The sequence below is a fragment of the Anaplasma marginale str. Florida genome, from assembly GCF_000020305.1.
GTDB classification, from domain to species: domain Bacteria; phylum Pseudomonadota; class Alphaproteobacteria; order Rickettsiales; family Anaplasmataceae; genus Anaplasma; species Anaplasma marginale.
The window spans coordinates 779307-795222 of the sequence record NC_012026.1 but is presented as its reverse complement, the minus strand read 5'-3'; the positions used below and the strand labels follow the sequence as shown (position 1 = coordinate 795222).

Sequence of the window (15916 nt, the reverse complement as noted above, 5' to 3'; positions counted from 1 at the left end):
CGTCGGAGTTTCTTTAACTATTGGTTACCGATGGCGGGGATCTTTGTCCCTTTTGTTGTGTGAGTGCTGTATATAGTACTGAATTGTCTGTATAGGTACTGTATGTGTTCAAAGGCGGGATGCGTACCGCTTTTCGTGTTTGTATGTTAGTGAATGTAGGAGGTATGACAAGGTGTCACCGATTATTGTCGACCGTACCAGGGACAACAACCTTACTAACTTTAGCAAGGCTGTGCTGTCTGATAGGTATTTACTAGATAACGAAGACTATCAGCAGCTGTTTGTGCGCGTCTCCCAGTATTATTCAGATAATGACGAGCACGCCCAGCGGCTCTATGACTACATGAGCAAGTTGTGGTTCATGCCTGCTACTCCAATACTAAGTAATGGGGGAACTACCAGAGGTTTGCCGATTTCGTGCTTCTTAAACGAAACCGAAGATAGCCTAGTCGGCATATTGAACCTGTGGAATGAAAACGTGTGGCTTGCGTCCCGTGGTGGGGGTATCGGAAGTTATTGGGGGAATCTCCGCTCCATTGGAGAAAAGGTTAGAAGTAGTGGTAAAACTTCGGGCATAATTCCGTTTATAGTCGTGCAAAATGCGCTGACCTTGGCCATAAGTCAGGGCTCTTTGCGTAGGGGCAGCTCTGCTGTGTATTTGCCTGTCGGCCACCCAGAGATTGAGGAATTTCTAGATATCAGAAAGCCCACGGGCGGTGATCCCAACAGGAAGGCGCTGAACATCCACCACGGAGTTTTGCTTACTGATGAGTTTATGCAAGCAGTTGAGCAAGACAAACCCTGGGATTTGGTGAGCCCCAAGGATAAATGCGTTATATCCACTGTCAGAGCTAGGGATCTGTGGATAAAAATTTTGACCACTCGGGTTGAAACAGGGGAACCATACCTCGTATTTGTAGACACGGTTAACAAGCACAAGCCGGACATATACAAAGAGCTCGGGCTGGAAGTGAAGATGTCCAATTTGTGTACTGAGATAACCCTCGCTACGGGGGAAGACCACCTAGGAAAATCCAGGACCGCAATCTGCTGTCTCGCATCCTTGAACCTTGAGTACTACGACATGTGGAGCACGGAGCCCATGTTTATAGAGGATGTGATGCGGTTCCTAGACAACGTACTCACAGACTTTATCAACAAGGCTCCCCCGGATATTGAGCGCGCAAAGTATGCTGCGATGAGGGAGCGCAGTATCGGGGTAGGCGTTATGGGGTTCCACTCGTTCTTGCAGAGCAAAATGGTACCTTTTGAATCTCTTGCCGCTGCGGTGTGGAACAAGAAAATTTTTGAGCATATAAAGCGCCAGGCGGATGAGGTTTCTCACAAGCTTGCGCTGGAGAAGGGGCCATGCCCTGATGCGATAGATGCCAACAAGATGGAGCGGTTTGTGCATAAGCTCTCCATTGCGCCGACTGCCTCCATATCCATAATTTCCGGTAGTACTTCACCGGGAATAGAGCCGTATGCGGCGAACGTGTTCACTCATAAGACTCTCACTGGGTCCTTTGTGGTACGAAACAAGTTTCTACAGAGGCTGCTGGAGTCTAAGGGGTTAGATAACGATCAGGTTTGGTCGTCCATTTCTACCAACGAAGGTTCCGTGCAGCATCTGGACTTTCTCACTGAGCGGGAAAAACTTGTTTTCAAGACCGCTTACGAGATGGATCAGCGCTGGATAGTTGAGCATAGCAGTGATAGAGCCCCGTATGTGTGCCAGGCGCAGTCGGTCAACATCTTCCTTCCCGCGGGCGTACATAAGCGGTACTTACATAAAATACACTTTCTTGCCTGGAGGAAGGGGGTAAAAAGCCTCTACTACTTAAGGTCCAAGTCAGTACAGAAGGCAGATAAGGTGTCCCACGTTCATGTCGGGCAGGCGGTCTCTCCGCAGCGGCAAATCACCAACTTTGACTATGATGAATGCTTGGCGTGTCAATAGTCACACGGTTTGTGTCGCGTAGCTGAGGCTCACCACGTCGTACTTTGGCTGTGGCAGGGTTGGTTATGTTGTGCGACAGCATAGAGAGTTTTTTTGGGGCGTTGGGGGCCGATAGGAGAATTCTGGGGCTGGATTTCGGCGAGAAGAAGTTTGGCCTTGCCGTCAGCGATAGTACGGGGACCATTGCGATGCCGCATAGCGTGTACCTTAGGAGAAACGTGAGGCAAGATCTGGGTGAGCTGAACGCCATTTTAAAAAGGGAAGGGATTTGCGCAGCGGTTGTAGGCCTGCCACTGCAGCTTGATGGTATGGAGGGAGAGATGTGCGCGGTGGTCCGCTCTTTTGTGCAAAAGCTGATAAAAAAGTCAGGTGTTTATGTTTACTTGCACGACGAAAGGTTTACTACCGCGATGGCCAGTAGAACGACTGAAAGTCTCGGATTGCGCAGGAAAGCATCTCAGAAGGTGGATGATAAGATATCTGCAGCGCTAATCTTACAACAAGTACTGGATATGGCAAAGGGGCGAGGAATAATCTGAAATCCACGTAAAAGGAGGAAAAGGAGGCGACGGGTGTGTGAGTTTTCGGCGGGAGAAATTCATAGAGTTTGGTGGCCCCGATGGTGGGAACGGAGGGAATGGCGGCTCGGTGATATTCGTCGCCAGTAGTGCTGTAAACACTCTGCTATACTTCAGATATAACCAACACATAAGGGCAGAGAATGGTAAAGCTGGATCTGGTAAGGGAAAGTTTGGGGCTGCTGGCCGCAACCGCGTAGTAGAGGTGCCGGTAGGAACCCAGTTGTATGACGAAGATGGGAATACTCTAATAGCAGATCTGAACAACATAGGGCAGCAATACACAGTAGCAGCAGGTGGTAGGGGCGGGATTGGCAATGCCCAGTATAAGAGCTCTACTAATCGTGCACCTACATACTTCACCTACGGAACACTGGGAGAAGAGCACTGTGTTCTGCTGAAGCTCAAGATAGTCTCAGATGTTGGAATAATAGGCATGCCTAACGCTGGGAAGTCTAGCTTGTTATCACGTTGTACTGCATCGAAAACCAAGGTTTCTGACTATCCGTTTACAACCCTAGAACCACACTTGGGAGTTGCGTACGCAAACGGGTGTGAGCTAGTGTTAGCAGATATTCCTGGCCTAATAGAAAACGCCAGTTCTGGTGCAGGGTTAGGGCACAAGTTTCTCAAACATATTGAGCGATGCGTCATACTCCTACATCTGGTAGATTGCTCGCTTCCAGATATAGTCAGCGCCTATGAGCTGGTCAGGCAGGAGCTTAAGCTACATAGCCAGGAGCTTACTGGTAAGCAAGAGGTGGTCATACTAAACAAATGTGACCTACTCTCGGAAGGGGAAGTGAGGGAGAAGCAGAAACTTCTTGAGAGCTCGACCAAGAAGGAAGTAATTACCTTATCTATGGGTGATGAGCTAGACTCCCTGATTGTATTTCTACATGCGCAGGTGAAGAAGGCAGTTGTAACTGAACCATCAGATACATCGTTTGACCCATTTCTGTATGTCCACTACAACAAGAAGTAATGCTTATGGGTTCATTGGTACAATATGGTTTCTCTCTGGCCCTGTAGACACCAAGCTTACTGGCACTCCAACCAACTCCTCAAGCCTACTGATGTATGACACTGCATTTTCTGGAAGGTCACTACGTGACACAGCACCCAATGTGCTAGTGCGCCATCCAGGTAAGGTTTCATATACAGGCTCAAGCCTGTTTTGTATGTGGGATGCGGCGGGTAAGTAGTCGTATGATTCCTCGCCGCATCTGTATTTTGTGCATACTTTGATCTCATCAATTGTGTCTAGTACGTCTAGTTTGGTTATTACCATCTCAGATGCGCCGGAGGATAGGGCTGCTTGCCGCACAGACACTGCATCAAACCAGCCGCACCTTCTTACGCGGTTGGTCACAGTGCCCACTTCCCTGCCACGCTCGAACATGGCGTCGCCAACCGTTCCGGTTTGCTCTGTAGCAAAAGGTCCATTGCCAACCCTTGTGGTGTAGGCCTTTGCAAGCCCGAGAACTCGCATGTCCCCGAGAGCGCCGACCCCGCATCCCACCCGCACATAGCCCGCCACTGTGTTACTGGACGTTACATATGGATATGTCCCATGGTCGATATCAAGCAACGCGCCCTGCGCACCTTCGAATAACACGGTTTTACCTTGCTTAATTAGGCTGACGATGATCTCTGGCACAGGCTTCATAAAGGGTAAGACCTTCGGGGCAATCTGCGTCAACTCATCCATGATCTCATGCGGGGTGACCTCCCGTCGGTTTGTGGCCCTTCTTAGCAGATTGTGGTAAGACAGCAAGCACAGCACTTTGTCATAAAGTGATGTTTCGTCCAGTAAGTCACACAGTCTTATGGCTCTTCTGCCGACTTTGTCCTCATAGCACGGACCAATCCCCATGCACGTTGTGCCTATGGATTCGTTTCCGCGCATTTCTTCCATTATAGAATCCGCGTCCCTATGCACGCTAAGAACCAACGGGCACGATTCAGACAGGCACAGGCTGTCAGGGTCAAGAAATATGCCGCTGTCTTTGAGGCTGTCTACCTCCCGAACGAGCGCGTACGGATCCAGCGCAACCCCGCTGCCTATCATGGATAGCTTGTTTTGCCGCAATACGGATGTTGGCAGAAGGCTTAGTTTGTACACTCTCCCATCTGCAACCACTGTGTGTCCAGCGTTGTTCCCTCCCTGGAACCGCACAACGGCATCGGCGCTCACAGACAGCCAATCTACAATCTTGCCCTTGCCCTCATCTCCCCACTGCAGTCCCACTACCACTATGCTCGCCATCTGATGCCCATGAAAATTCCTGGCCAAGCTAGCAAAATAAAGAAATAGTGTCAACACTGTTCAGTGCAACACCACCAACCCCGTAAAAAGTGCTCACAACGCACTAAAGCCCACTGAGCCGCGAACTACGATGACTGCGTACCCAGCAGCCGGCCGCACAACAGCCGACCACACCGCCCACGCGGAGCAGGCACCCAGCTGATCAATCTCGCGCTCAGCAGCGGAAACCAACTCTAAGGCACGTTCCAAGAACAAAAGCTGCACGGACCAAGCCTCAGGTTGAGTGTGGCCACCGATGTGTCAACGCAAACCACGAGCGGCAAGTGCGGCCAGGCCGTGCAGTTTCAGTACTATTCAGGCGCGACCACTCCTGCCGAAGAATCCTGTGCCACTTCCGGCGCCTCCTCCGCCGCTTCCTCGGACACCACCCCTTCTTCAGGCGCCGCTTCTTCGGATGCTATCCCCTCTGAGGAATCGTCGACGGGATTTTCGTCAGAAACTTCGCTGCTACCGACATCATCTTGCTTAGCCGCGCTCCTACCAAAGCTGAACGGCCACTTGATAGCCATTTTTTTCTTGGGAGATACCGAGTGCTGACACTCCACGATTAGTACAACCCTTCGGTTTTGGGCATGCGCCTTCTCCGCTTCTTTGAAGTCGCTTGAATATACCAGAACCTCTGGTTCCGCCTTACCCCTGGATTGAGTAGATATTCTAGGGGATAGCGACCTGTCGCACCCTAGTATGAACTCCTTAACAGCATTTGCCCTTCTCTCACCCAGCGCCAGGTTGTACTCTTCCGTTCCCCTGGAGTCTGTATGGCCGATAATCAGCAGGGTGGACCTCTTGTCCGCCTTCATTCTTTCTACCAGGCCCAGCAGCACCTTCTTGCCAGAACCCTTTATTTCGTACTTGTTGAAGTCAAAATAAACCTTTTCTACCCTCCCAGCGCTAAAAGGCACGCCGACAATGTCCATCCCGACCTTTTCCTTGCTGAAAAGACCACAACCTGTCACGGCAAACGATGCCAAGAAGCACAGAGCTAACCAACGATGCAGCATAGTAAAAACCTCCCCTACACTAAAGATCCAGCTGCGATAACCACTGAAGAACCCCACTGCGCAAAATCATTGCTCAAAACCGAGTCAAGTCAAGAAAAATAATTTGCCTCACGTGGTTTATTTGTTATAGCTTTCGCCGCGATGTATGGTAAATTTAGCGCATGTCTGCCTAACTGACGGCGGTCTCCTAAGTTGTTTTTGGGTGTGTCTTAGTGGGCCGGTCTCATCCCGGGTGTTGTGTGCGCGAGTTTCGGTTGTTGTGCGTATGAAGCATTATAAATTTTTGGAGCAGGTATTTGCTAAGGTGTGCCACGTCATCGGTGTGGTTAGGGTTCTCTACGCTGATGACTCTGATTCTGATTCTAAAATCAGCAGAATCTGCACTCTGAGGGAGGTGGTGCAGGAAATCGTAGACAGTGAGGCGGTTGCGGAGTCCATCGATTTTGCGCTTGCAAACAAGGGGCAGTTGGGAGATTGGGAGGTTGCGAACCTCCATTGCATGAACAGAATGTACAAGCGCCTCAGGGGGTTACCGATCGATCTAGTGAGTGGCCTGGTAAAGGCCAGGGTCGCCTGCAGGATGAAATGGATGTTGTTTTGCCAGGGGAATGAACCCGCGCGCAGCGTGCTAGAATGCCTTGCTGATGTTGTAAGGCTATCCTCAGAAGCGGCTGCCATGAAGGTTGAGGATTTGGGAGCTGCGAGCAAGTACGACGTCATGCTCGGTGCTTACGATGGGGATCTTACCACCAAGAAAATGGATGAGGTCTTTACCGATATGGGGGCGTTTTTCCGGCAATTTGCTGGTGAGGTTATAAACAGGCAAAGCAGTAGTGAGGCTCATCCCGCGAAGACTGTCGCTAGTGACAAGCAAATGGCCCTTTGCAGACACATAGCTAGTGCTGTTGGGGGAGGGCTTCTCGAGGCTATGTGCTCACACAGAAAGATGGATTTGTTAAGCGAGGAAGGGGTTGCGAGCAGCGTTAAGAGAAGCGCTGATGACTATGGAGAATGCGACTACAGGCTTGCTTTGAGGGATGTGCTGGAGAATGTTGGGAAGTTTTTATATTGTTCGAACCTACCCCAGAAGTGGAAACATCAACCAGTTGGTGGCTGCCCGGGCAGCATGATGTACGAGGCCCAAGGGCTGCTAATGTCTCGTCACCTACTAAGAGACAGGGGGTTTATCTCATTTATCCTTCCAGCAATGAAGAAGCTTCTCTCTATTAGGGGGAAAGCAGCCGATGTTGACAACATATATGCTCACCTTACCGAGGTTCAGCCCAATATGCTGCTAGAGAAGTCAGATGAAGTAAGTTCCCTTGCGCACGTAATGCTGCGGTATGCACTGGAGAAGGAAATAATAAACGACGACTTGAAAGTCAGCGAGTTGCCGGATGCCTGGGCCCAGGGCATGAAATACTACTTCGATTCTGTGCCCTCTGATGACAAAGAGGGGTTCATGCAGGACGATTACTGGGTCAGTGGGATTTTTGGCTATGTGCCTTGCAGGGTAGTGTCATCAGTTGCGGCGTCGCAGATTTTTGCTGCGATTAAAAACAGCAAGGTAGACGTTTGTGGCGGGGTGGAAAATGGTGACTTTTCCGGTGTTGTCGGCTGGCTTAACAAGCACATATATTCCCACGGCGGAAGATACAGCAGCACCACTCTGCTGAAGAAGATTACTGGGAAGAGAGTCGATGTGGATTCGTACAAGAATTACCTCATCGGCAGGTATCTCAGCATGTAGGCTGCCCGGGAATTCTTGATGGGACGTGAATCATATCAAATTATGGCGAAAGCGGTTAGGCTGCTGTCCGTAGATGCCATACAAAATGCTGCCTCAGGGCATCCGGGAATGCCACTGGGTATGGCCGATGTTGCCACTGTGCTGTTTTCAAAGTTTTTGCGGTTCAGCGTGAACCATCCGTCGTGGTTCGATAGAGACAGGCTAGTTCTCTCCAACGGGCACGGGTCCATGCTCATGTACTCAATAATGCATCTGGTTGGATATATTGGGATTGATGATATCAAGCGTTTCCGGCAGCTGCATTCAATAACTCCCGGTCATCCGGAATATGGTTGCACTACAGGTGTTGAGGTAACCACTGGGCCACTGGGCCAGGGCCTTGGGTGCGCCGTGGGTCTTGCTATTGCTGAGCGCATGTTCTCCCAGAAATTTGGCGATGATCTTATAAATCACCACACATACGCCATAGTTGGGGACGGCTGCTTGATGGAGGGAATCAGCCACGAAGCTGCTTCTCTAGCCGGGCACCTGGGCCTAGATCACCTAATTGTCTTGTTTGATGATAATGGCATCTCGATAGATGGGAGTACCAGCTTGGCGACCTCTGACGACGTACGTGCAAGGTTTTCCGCCTATGGGTGGGATGTCTTGGAGGTTGACGGGCATGATTTTGGCGAGATTGAACAAGCAATTGGTGCAGCTAGGGAGTCTAGGGGCAAACCGTCCATAATTTGTTGCAAGACAGTCATAGGTAAGTTTATGCCCCCCAAGGCGGGTACTTCTGCGGCGCACAGCTGGCCGTTTTCCCCTGAAGATGCTCAAGAGTTTCGGAATGCCATAGGATGGGAAGGTGAGAAGTTCGAAATTCCCGAGGAAGCCAAGGCCTTATGGCGTAAAGTTAGAGCAAGAGCTGAGCTGGAATGCGAGCTTTGGATGAAGAAATTTGCTGGTTGCGCAAAGGCTGAGGTGCTTAACGCAATACTTTCAGATGGTGTACCAAACAGCGTCATAGATGAGCTTGATACCCTGAAAAACACCCTTTGTGAAACGCGCCCTGCTGAGGCGACCAGAAAATCCTTCGGCAGAGTTTTAGAATTCTTGGCGATGAGGGTGAACAAGCTCGTCGGGGGGTCCTCCGATCTCACTTCCTCCAATAACACCAAGGTACCCTGCATGGGGGTGGTAAGCTCCAAAAATTTTGACGCATCCTACGTGCATTATGGGGTGAGAGAGCACGCGATGGCCGCGTGTATGAACGGCATGGCGCTCCATGGGGGCATAATACCCTACGGCGGGACATTTCTAGTTTTTTCTGACTATTGTAGACCTGCTATAAGACTGTCTGCATTGATGAGAGTGCAGGTCATATATGTAATGACTCACGACTCCATAGGTGTAGGGGAGGATGGCCCCACCCATCAGCCCGTGGAACACCTCGCTTCCCTGCGTTCCATACCCAACCTGTACGTTTTCAGACCTGCGGATGCTGTTGAGGTTTTGGAATGCTGGGAGATGGCCCTGAAGCTCACCAAGTCACCATCGCTGTTTGCGTTGTCAAGGCAGAGCGTAGGCTTCAGTCGCGCGTGCTATTCCCACAATAACCTTGCCAGCAGGGGTGCGTACATAATACGCGAGCATGAGGGGGATTTTAGGGTTACTATCTTTTCTACGGGTTCCGAAGTGGGCGTGGCACTGGGTGCTAGGGAAATTCTTCAAGATCAGGGAATCGGCACCAGAGTGGTTTCCATGCCTTGCTGGCGAATATTTGACGAACAAGACGAAGAGTATATTGCAAGTTTGCTGGGGAACGGCAGCCTAAAAGTGGCTGTGGAGGCGGCTTGTTCTCTGGGGTGGCATAAGTACATAGGTGAAAAGGGCGTATTTATGGGGCTTGACAGGTTTGGTGCATCAGGTAAGTGTGAGGATTTGTACAGGCATTTTGGGATCACGAAGGAAAATGTAGCCGGTACAATTTTGGCTAAGTTGCGTTCTGGGGTATAGTTACTTGGGAGTGGGCTATGCTTGTTTTCTCAGTTTTCGTGCTGGTTGCGTGTATGTTCGCAATGCTATATAAGGTCATTACGTCGAGGTTCGTGGGTGACAAAATACTTGCAGCTAGCGCGTTTAATACCTTTGGTGTAGTGCTGATTGTAGCTTTGGGCGTCCTTACAGATGCTCAGGCGTTTTTTGTTGATGTATCTCTGGTGTATGCATGCATTGGGCTCGTGTCTGCCATAGGGTTTTCCAAATTTTTCGCGTCTAATCGGGGGTAGGTATTTATGTTGCCACTGTTAGGTATGATGACGCTGGGTGCCGGGCTGTTCTTTATGGTAATAGCCACTGTTGGGGTCTTCCGACTCCCCGGTCTTCGTTATAGGGTTCATGCTGTGGGGGTTGCGGACTCCGTCGGGGTAGCGCTTGTGCTGTGTGGTTTAACCATGCAGTGCGGTTTTTCCGTATTTACAGTAAAGATGTTTGTGCTAATTGTACTATTATGGATTACCTCAACAACCGCATGTAACGCCATTGCAAGTTCCGTAATGCCCTGGTGCGAGAGTGATGATAAAGATGGTGGTTAGATGCACTTGGATGTGGGTATAGCCGTAAACTGGATGCTCCTGCCACTGTTGGTGGCGTCAGCAGCAGCGGTTGCGTTATGTGAGGGTGTGTTTGTGAACACTATTGTGATGTGCACGTTTAGCCTCACCATGGCAGCTGCATACCTAGTAATGGCTGCACCTGATGTTGCTATAACAGAAGCGGCGGTTGGCGCAGGGCTCAGCACCGCGCTGACTCTCGTTGTGCTTTCCCGTCTTGGGTATGTAGGAGGCAGCAAGGTTGGTTATGTGTGGAACGACTGCAGTGCGATTAGAATCCTCTTGGCCGCATCGATCGCACTGTCTATGTTTTTGGCGTTGGTGGGTGCAGTTTTAGATCTGCCCGAGTTTGGTGACGCAACTTCCCCAGCGAATATCCAAACAGCCGCCTACTTCGAGCATACAAGCCGTTATGTAGGCATTCCTAACGTAGTTACTGCAATTTTGGCGAGTTTTCGTGGCTACGACACCATGTGTGAGGTGCTGGTTGTGTTCACGGCCGCCATGTGTGTATCGTTGTTGCTGGATGGGGGAGGTAAGAAAAGTGCCTAAGGGGAAGTACGTTTTTCCGGGTAGCAATCCTGCGTTGCGTAGCGCAGTGACTATAATGCTTCCGGTGATGATATTGTATGGTCTGTACGTGCAGATTCACGGTGATTACAGCCCAGGAGGTGGATTTCAGGGTGGAGTTATAGTAGCCTCTGCACTGGTTTTGTATCACATGGTGTTCGGAGAAGCGCAAATATCTAGGGTTGTGTCTGCTTCTTTCCCGCGGGTGATGAGTGCAACGGGATTTCTGTTGTATGTAGCCACAGGTGCCATATCCATGATTGCCGGAAAGAGTTTTCTTTCCTACTTTTTTGCAATGTTCGATGCTGTTTCCGAACAGAAACTTGGTATATTCGTCGTCGAATTGGGTGTTGGTTTAACGGTGTGTGGCTCTATGGTGAGCATTTATTTTGACTTTGCATCACGGGAAAAATAGATATACACTGACTGCGCGGCCTCGTGAGCTTGTGTGTTGTGTGGTGAGGTCGTTGTTGGGGGTGTGTACAGCACAGGGGGGAGCTGAGTGTTCTTCTTTTTACTGCATGTGAACCATGTGGCGGCGGCCCTGTTGATGGCAGTTGGCTTGTTTACTGTAGTGGTGACTAACAATCGTTTGAAGAAGCTAATGGGCTTGGGCATTTTTCAGTCTTCCGTGTTGCTGTTCTACATTTCCTTGGGATATGTAAGAGGTGCTAAGGTGCCCATACTTTCTGGGCAGGCAGGGGAGACGTTATATAGCAACCCGCTGCCCAGTGTTTTGATGCTTACCGCTATAGTGGTAGGCGTGGCCACCATGGCTGTTGGGCTTGCTATGGTCATGAGGATAGAAGCGAAGTCCAACGCGACTTGAGGATTTTTATTCGCAGCGCCGAGGTGTTGCATGTGTTAGTTTCGTGGTGCTTTGGGTGGCCTTTGGGGTGTTTTGTGAATTGGTGTGAGGTTCTGTGTCTAATGATAACAGCGGGAAGAGAATACTGGTTGATGCCGCGTATGTTGATGAGATAAGAGTTGCGGTACTTGATGACGGTAAGGTAGTTGAGTTTGATCAGGAGTTAAAGGATAGGAAGCAGCTGCGTGGCAACGTGTACTATGCGGTCGTGAAGCGCATAGAACCGTCATTGCAGGCTGTGTTCATAGAATACGGGATAAGCAAACACGGGTTTTTGCCGTTCTCTGAAATCTCGGTTGAGCACTACCAACTGCCCGCAGAGGAGAAAGAAGCTCTTCTGCAGAGCATGTACGGCGATGGTCAGGAGCACGAAGGGTTGGCCGAGGCCGATGGGGCTGCTGCGCCGCTGCCCGATGATGGCCCTGTAGACGCCTGTAAACCCCAACTAGATGATCGCTCTGGTAAGAGGGATGCATCCTCCAAGGCTAGGTCGAAGTCTTCGTTACACAAGTTGTACAAGATTCAGGATGTGATAAAAGTGGACCAGAAACTTATGGTCCAGATCATAAAGGAAGAGCGAGGAAACAAGTGCGCAACGTTTTCCACGTACATCGCGCTCGTGGGCAGATATTGCATTTTTATGCCGAATGCAGGCAACAAGAATAGTGGGATATCGCGGCGTATTGAGGATTGTGATGACCGGAAGAATCTGAAAGAGGTGCTAAATTCTATCAAGCTTCCCAAGGAATCCGGGGTCATAATCAGAACAGCTGGTAGCAACAGAAGCCAAAAAGAGATAGAGCAAGATTTGTCTTATTTACAATCCACGTGGCAGGAGATACGCGATAACTGCGAGAAAGTAGAACCCCCTGCGCTCCTGTATGTTGAGGCTAACATAATCAAGAGAGCGCTTAGGGATTTTTGTGACGAGACGATCCACGACGTTGTTGTTTCCGGCAGCAGGGCGTTTAGCCTCGTGAAAGAGTACGCGAAATCCATGTTTAGGAACAAACTACGGGTTCGGATGTACAAGGGCAGCGTGCCAATTTTTACTCATTACAGGGTTGATGCACAAATACTTGAGTTGTACAGCGACAAGATTTTCCTTCCATCTGGGGGATATCTAGTCATCACCCCGACCGAGGCGTTGGTCTCTATAGATGTAAACTCGGGCAAGATGACCGGCGAGGATAGCATAGAAGAGACTGCGTACAAAACCAATATGGAGGCCGTCAAAGAGATTGCGCGGCAGGTGAACTTGCGCGGGCTATCTGGCCTCATAGTCATTGACTTCATAGACATGCTCAGATACAGGTACTGCAGGGCCGTCGAAGCCGAGGTTAGGGAGGCGTTTAAGAACGACAAAGCGAAGGTGCAGTTTGGGTACATAAGTGCTTTTGGTCTTATGGAAATTTCCAGACAGCGGGTAAAGCAAAGTATACTGGATACCAATACGGTCCAATGCGCGCATTGCAGAGGTGTTGGTAGGGTTAGGTCGTTTGAGTCTGTTGCCGCAGACATGCTTAGAGACGTGCGGTGCTTTGCCCATAAAAATCGTGAGAAGATAATTTCAGTTTTGGCTGATCCTGGGGTTTTGACCTATCTATTTAATCATAAGCGTAAACATATTTGGGCCATAGAGGGCGAATTCAAGGTTCTCATAAGGCTGGGTGTAAGTGAGAATCCAGGTGCTGCAGGTTTTAGCATTCATGCGGAGAAGGGGTATAGCACGGCTCTAAGTGAAGAGCTTATGGGGCCGCCTGAAGCCCAACCGGAGCTTGCAGAGAGCAAAGCAGACAATGCTGAGATTGCAAATGTGCAAGAAACTGTCCAAGAGGCGTTTGTTGGGGTCAAAAAGCCTGACGGAACTTGGGTCAAGAAATGGTTGTCCCGCATGTTTGCGGACATACGCTAGAGTATGTGCCAGTTTTTTCCGCACCCTATCGCAGCGCCACAAAATGTGCTGTCCTCACTGGCTGCGTCGTACAATGGCCGGATTATGTGCTTTGGGCCGGGTCCTCGTATATTTTTTATCTTGCTGCAGGGGTAGGGGTTGTAATTTAAGACTTTGGTGACTATATCTACCGTATCTGGTTTTTGTAAGTATTGTTTTAGTGGGGGTAATCATGGCGGCTGAGCGCATCATAGGCATAGATCTGGGTACTACGAATTCTTGCGTTGCTGTTATGGAGGCGGGCACCGCGAAAGTTATCGAAAACAGTGAAGGCTCAAGAACTACTCCGTCGGTTGTTGCCTTTACTGAAAATGAGCGGCTTGTGGGTGAGCTTGCTAAGCGTCAAGCGAACATCAATGCCCAAAATACGATATACGCTAGCAAGAGGATAATAGGCCGTAGATACGACGATATGCGGGACGTCAAGTGTCCTTACGAAGTATTTCCAGCAAAAAACGGGGATGCGTGGATACGGGCCAGGGGTGAGGGGTACTCTCCAGTGCAGATTGGCGCATTCGTCCTGGAAAAGATAAAAGAAACTGCAGAGAGATATTTCGGGGCTCCAGTAAAGAAGGCCGTGATTACCGTGCCCGCGTATTTTAACGATGCGCAACGTCAGGCCACTAAAGATGCCGGAACGATTGCCGGTTTAGACGTTGTGAGAATTATCAATGAGCCCACTGCTGCTGCGCTGGCCTACGGTTTGGATAAGGGCGACAAGCAGCGGACAATTGTTGTGTACGACCTTGGTGGCGGAACTTTTGATGTTTCTGTGCTTGAAATAGCTGAGGGTGTATTTGAGGTAAAAGCCACAAATGGTGACACAAAGCTAGGTGGTGAGGACTTTGACAACGCCGTTATGGAACACATGATGGAGAGTTTCAAACAAGAAACCGGAATAGATCTGCACAATGACCCGATGGCTGTTCAGAGGATCAAAGAAGCTGCGGAAAAAGCGAAGATTGAGCTTTCTAGCAGGCTGGAAACAGATATAACCTTACCTTTCATATCTAGCGATAGTACGGGCGCAAAGCACCTTAGTCTGAAACTCACGAGAGCCAAATTTGAAGGGCTAGTAAGCGAATTGATCGAGCGTACCATAGAACCCTGCAAGAAGGCTTTGGATGATGCGGGTATTAAAGACACTAGCAAGATAGATGAGGTGGTGCTAGTCGGTGGGATGACTAGAATGCCCAAGGTAATTCAGAGAGTTAAAGATTTCTTCGGAGGGAAGGAGCCCTGCAAAGGAGTGAACCCTGACGAGGTAGTAGCAATTGGTGCTGCGATACAGGGTGGAATACTTACAGGCGATGTGAGAGATGTCTTGTTGCTGGATGTTGCGCCGCTGTCGCTCGGTATCGAAACCCTGGGTGGAGTTTTTACCCCTCTCATTGAACGTAATACTACAATTCCTACTAAGAAGTCTCAGGTGTTTTCCACTGCGGAGGATGGGCAAACTGCTGTGACTATCAAGGTTTACCAGGGTGAGCGAAAAATGGCGGTAGACAACAAGCTGCTAGGCCAGTTCAGCCTGGAGGGGATTCCTTCGGCTCCTCGGGGCATTCCGCAGATTGAAGTCACGTTCGACATAGACGCCAACGGTATAGTACACGTTTCTGCAAAGGATAAAGCTTCCGGGAAGGAGCAGACCATTAAGATACAGTCTTCTGGTGGGCTAAGCGAAGAGGAAATCAAGAAGATGGTCCAAGACGCCCAAGACAGAGCCGAAGAGGATGAGAAGCGTAAGAAGCGCGTGGAACTTAAGAATAGCGCTGAGGCCCTGATACATTCCACTGAGAAGTCGCTCAATGACTATGGGGACAAGATTTCTAGTGCTGATAAGTCGGGCATCGAGGCTGCAATAAAGGAGCTCAGGGAGTGCTTGAGCAACGATGATAGCAGTAGTGACGTTATTCAGCAGAAGTATGATGCCCTAATGCAGCTTTCCATGAAGTTGGGTGAGGCGGCGTATTCCGCTCAGAAAGACTCAGGTACTTCTACTGATAGCACTGCAAGCGACACTTCCGGAAATCCGGAGGAGAGGGTGGTAGATTCGGAATACCAGGAAATTAAGAAGGACGACGAAGACAAGAAGTAGGTATTTATATATTGATCTGTCTTACCTGTTCTGTATAATCTGTGGGGGTTCTGCGTTGTACGTGTAGGTTGGAAGTTCCTCGAGCCCGTTTTGTTTTTAGAGGGGGCCGTCACTGTCAACACAAAGGAGGTTGTTATATGGCACCCACCTTAGCTTTAGTCTCAGGACACTAATAAAGCATTGCGGCAAAGGCGGATCCCCCACCCTTTCG

General features: G+C 49.8%; 14 protein-coding genes and 1 other RNA gene. 13 read left to right on the top strand and 2 right to left on the bottom strand.

What is annotated here, in order from left to right:
* Positions 1-172 precede the first annotated feature (172 nt).
* From AMF_RS08230 to cgtA, 3 genes are all read left to right on the top strand, one after another.
* Positions 173-1960 carry a ribonucleoside-diphosphate reductase subunit alpha gene (locus AMF_RS08230; RefSeq protein ID WP_010267966.1) on the top strand — a complete coding sequence of 596 codons (1788 nt, stop codon included), beginning with the start codon at positions 173-175 and terminating at the stop codon, positions 1958-1960.
* A 65-nt stretch (positions 1961-2025) separates the two neighbouring features.
* On the top strand, positions 2026-2499 hold the full coding sequence (gene ruvX / locus AMF_RS08225; protein WP_010265134.1) for a Holliday junction resolvase RuvX: 474 nt from the start codon (positions 2026-2028) through the stop codon (positions 2497-2499).
* Position 2500: 1 nt separating this feature from the next.
* A complete protein-coding gene (gene cgtA / locus AMF_RS08220; RefSeq protein WP_080510990.1) occupies positions 2501-3523 on the top strand; it encodes an Obg family GTPase CgtA in 1023 nt (340 codons plus the stop codon).
* 3 nt (positions 3524-3526) lie between these two features.
* Here the strand turns inward: cgtA and AMF_RS08215 are convergent, their stop codons facing one another.
* Both AMF_RS08215 and AMF_RS08210 read right to left on the bottom strand, forming a co-directional pair.
* Positions 3527-4807, bottom strand: coding sequence for an adenylosuccinate synthase (locus AMF_RS08215; protein ID WP_029209820.1), 1281 nt, complete (start codon positions 4805-4807; stop codon positions 3527-3529).
* Positions 4808-5157: 350 nt separating this feature from the next.
* A complete protein-coding gene (locus tag AMF_RS08210; RefSeq protein WP_225348989.1) occupies positions 5158-5823 on the bottom strand; it encodes an OmpA family protein in 666 nt (221 codons plus the stop codon).
* Positions 5824-6133: 310 nt separating this feature from the next.
* Here AMF_RS08210 and AMF_RS08205 point away from each other — a divergent pair, with 310 nt between their 5' ends.
* The 10 genes from AMF_RS08205 (at position 6134) to ssrS (ending at position 15907) form a co-directional block, all read left to right on the top strand.
* Entirely contained in the window at positions 6134-7618 is a 1485-nt protein-coding gene (locus AMF_RS08205; protein WP_010267939.1) for a gluzincin family metallopeptidase, read from the top strand.
* Between the two features lie 18 nt (positions 7619-7636).
* Positions 7637-9619 (top strand): transketolase, encoded by a 1983-nt coding sequence (gene tkt, locus AMF_RS08200; protein ID WP_010270301.1) that lies wholly within the window; start codon positions 7637-7639, stop codon positions 9617-9619.
* 17 nt (positions 9620-9636) lie between these two features.
* A complete protein-coding gene (locus AMF_RS08195) occupies positions 9637-9891 on the top strand; it encodes a monovalent cation/H+ antiporter complex subunit F (RefSeq protein ID WP_010267937.1) in 255 nt (84 codons plus the stop codon).
* 6 nt (positions 9892-9897) lie between these two features.
* Positions 9898-10197: a monovalent cation/H(+) antiporter subunit G gene (locus AMF_RS08190; RefSeq protein ID WP_010265105.1), complete on the top strand. Its 300-nt coding sequence runs from the start codon at positions 9898-9900 to the stop codon at positions 10195-10197.
* Positions 10198-10767, top strand: a complete 570-nt coding sequence (locus tag AMF_RS08185; protein ID WP_010267936.1) for a DUF4040 domain-containing protein — start codon at positions 10198-10200, stop codon at positions 10765-10767.
* A complete protein-coding gene (locus tag AMF_RS08180) occupies positions 10742-11200 on the top strand; it encodes a Na(+)/H(+) antiporter subunit B (RefSeq protein ID WP_010265097.1) in 459 nt (152 codons plus the stop codon). The genes AMF_RS08185 and AMF_RS08180 overlap by 26 nt, the downstream gene beginning before the upstream one ends.
* 87 nt (positions 11201-11287) lie before the next feature.
* Positions 11288-11614, top strand: a complete 327-nt coding sequence (locus tag AMF_RS08175) for a cation:proton antiporter subunit C (protein WP_010265092.1) — start codon at positions 11288-11290, stop codon at positions 11612-11614.
* A 94-nt stretch (positions 11615-11708) separates the two neighbouring features.
* Positions 11709-13568, top strand: a complete 1860-nt coding sequence (locus tag AMF_RS08170; RefSeq protein ID WP_010267933.1) for an Rne/Rng family ribonuclease — start codon at positions 11709-11711, stop codon at positions 13566-13568.
* Positions 13569-13779: 211 nt separating this feature from the next.
* Positions 13780-15705: a molecular chaperone DnaK gene (gene dnaK / locus AMF_RS08165; protein ID WP_010265084.1), complete on the top strand. Its 1926-nt coding sequence runs from the start codon at positions 13780-13782 to the stop codon at positions 15703-15705.
* Positions 15706-15749: 44 nt separating this feature from the next.
* Positions 15750-15907: non-coding RNA, 6S RNA (gene ssrS, locus AMF_RS10275), on the top strand.
* Positions 15908-15916 lie beyond the last annotated feature (9 nt).

What these genes read in the sequence shown, in the direction of transcription:
- ruvX (WP_010265134.1), top strand. Translation starts at nt 2,026, where the DNA reads ATGTTGTGCGACAGCATAGAGAGTTTTTTTGGGGCGTTGGGGGCCGAT.
- AMF_RS08195 (WP_010267937.1), top strand. Translation starts at nt 9,637, where the DNA reads ATGCTTGTTTTCTCAGTTTTCGTGCTGGTTGCGTGTATGTTCGCAATG.
- AMF_RS08205 (WP_010267939.1), top strand. Translation starts at nt 6,134, where the DNA reads ATGAAGCATTATAAATTTTTGGAGCAGGTATTTGCTAAGGTGTGCCAC.
- AMF_RS08185 (WP_010267936.1), top strand. Translation starts at nt 10,198, where the DNA reads ATGCACTTGGATGTGGGTATAGCCGTAAACTGGATGCTCCTGCCACTG.
- AMF_RS08180 (WP_010265097.1), top strand. Translation starts at nt 10,742, where the DNA reads ATGGGGGAGGTAAGAAAAGTGCCTAAGGGGAAGTACGTTTTTCCGGGT.
- tkt (WP_010270301.1), top strand. Translation starts at nt 7,637, where the DNA reads ATGGGACGTGAATCATATCAAATTATGGCGAAAGCGGTTAGGCTGCTG.
- dnaK (WP_010265084.1), top strand. Translation starts at nt 13,780, where the DNA reads ATGGCGGCTGAGCGCATCATAGGCATAGATCTGGGTACTACGAATTCT.
- AMF_RS08215 (WP_029209820.1), bottom strand. Translation starts at nt 4,807, where the DNA reads ATGGCGAGCATAGTGGTAGTGGGACTGCAGTGGGGAGATGAGGGCAAG.
- AMF_RS08190 (WP_010265105.1), top strand. Translation starts at nt 9,898, where the DNA reads ATGTTGCCACTGTTAGGTATGATGACGCTGGGTGCCGGGCTGTTCTTT.